The sequence below is a fragment of the Caldanaerobacter subterraneus genome (assembly GCF_004345675.1).
Lineage (GTDB): Bacteria > Bacillota > Thermoanaerobacteria > Thermoanaerobacterales > Thermoanaerobacteraceae > Thermoanaerobacter > Thermoanaerobacter subterraneus.
Window position 1 is genome coordinate 1 of sequence record NZ_SLWU01000071.1, and the last position, 1,587, is coordinate 1,587.

The window sequence follows — 1,587 nt, forward strand, 5'->3', positions numbered from 1 at the left end:
AAATTTAGTGATATTAGTTGAAAAGACGTTCTTTTTTTGTTTGCCCCCGCGTCACAGATTATACGCCTGCTCGCCTTACGGTCAAGGGGCAAGCCCTGTCGGGTCGGTGAGCATATCCTCCCTCGCTGGTGCTCGGTCCGGTATCCCTCCCCGATCCCTTGACCTTCGGCTCGCAGGCTGTTTTGTTTTAACTGCCGGGGGCAAACAAGAAGCAAACAAAAAAATTGAGGAGGTGTAAGCACATGGCGTAAGAGAGCAGGGTAGAGCGTTAGGCTGTCAAATACGAGCGAGTAAAAAATTTTAGGGGAGGGAATTTAAAAAATGACTGCTAGAGAAATTGCTGAAGAAATAAGAAAAAATCTAAAGAAGCACGGCATAACATCAAAGCAGGTAAGCGTCAGAGCTAAAACATACCTTCTAGATAAGTCAATTGAAGTTAGAATTAAAGACTTAAAAGTCTCTAAAAAGCTTGTAGAAGCTGTTGCTAAAAAGTATGAGTATATAAGATGGGATGACTACACTAATGAAATACTTGCTGGATGCAATACTTACGTTGCTGTTGACTTTGATTATAAAGTCTTAAGAGAAAAAGCTGAAGAATTTAGAGAAACAGCCAGAAAAATATTGGAAGAGAAAGACAAATATGATAAGGATGAGCTGATGAGATTAGCAGAAAAAGGAGATTTGGTGGTATTATATCAGCCTCATCACAATGGTACTTATCCTCATGTTAAATTATGCAGAGAAAATAACCACAGCTGTATTTTAGATAATCTTGAAAGCTATTATGCTGCTGATGAGTATGGACTAAGTGAAGCTTTAGCAATTTTGTCGTATCAGTATGGTTTTGATTTTACTAAAGTAAAGTTAAGAGTATAATAACAACGCAATGGCAGTTTTGCCACTGCATTCCACATATCTATGACACCCGAAATGTTACTCTATCCATTATTATATCAACAGTTTTTAGAAATTAAAAGGGAAAAAATGAGATAAAAAGAAATAAGGATGAATTTTGATTTTTAGGTTATTGACAGTTATGTATTAGACGTATATAATAATAACTGCCGAATGCAAACATTTTGCAAACGTAAGGTCTAAAAATATGTTTAAATTTAAAGTTATACAAATAAATCCAAAGTGGCGAAAAGCCTCTAAAATAAGGATTTGCGGAGTTTTTTAATAATGCATATTAACTGCAAAAAATATATTTTATCTAACTACGGATCAGAAGGCTGGGGGTTCGAGTCCCTCCGGGCGCACCAGTAAAATCAATGCTTTCATAGTGATGCGATTTTAATGCAATTTTAGTTTCCAATTTTGTGGAGGACAAAAGTATAATTTTCTTTTCTCGGTAAAGGGGAGTAACTCTAAATCAATCAGTCGTCATGACGGCTTTTTGCCCGGCTGATTGAGCAGATAATGCGAGTGAGACCTTTACTTTGTGGAATACTACAAAGTAAAGGTCTTTTTCATTTTGCAAAATTTCTGTGAGGAGGTAGGTAACAGTTGAAGATAGTAATGCAAAGTGGTATAATTTTAATTTGGTGATAATAAATGTTACTAAGCATGCAAAAAGTAAAGGAA

2 protein-coding genes are annotated in these 1,587 nt (G+C 36.0%); one reads left to right on the plus strand and one right to left on the minus strand.

Annotated features, from left to right (window positions below):
* The first annotated feature begins 321 nt into the window (after positions 1 to 321).
* On the plus strand, positions 322 to 879 hold the full coding sequence (locus tag EV203_RS13265; protein WP_009609906.1) for a hypothetical protein: 558 nt from the start codon (positions 322 to 324) through the stop codon (positions 877 to 879).
* 496 nt (positions 880 to 1,375) lie between these two features.
* Here the strand turns inward: EV203_RS13265 and EV203_RS13595 are convergent.
* Positions 1,376 to 1,587 (minus strand): hypothetical protein (locus tag EV203_RS13595; RefSeq protein WP_207910907.1); only part of this gene is annotated, 212 nt, incomplete at its 5' end.

Bases quoted from the DNA above. Each gene is read 5' to 3' on its own strand.
- EV203_RS13265 (WP_009609906.1), top strand. From the start codon at position 322: ATGACTGCTAGAGAAATTGCTGAAGAAATAAGAAAAAATCTAAAGAAG.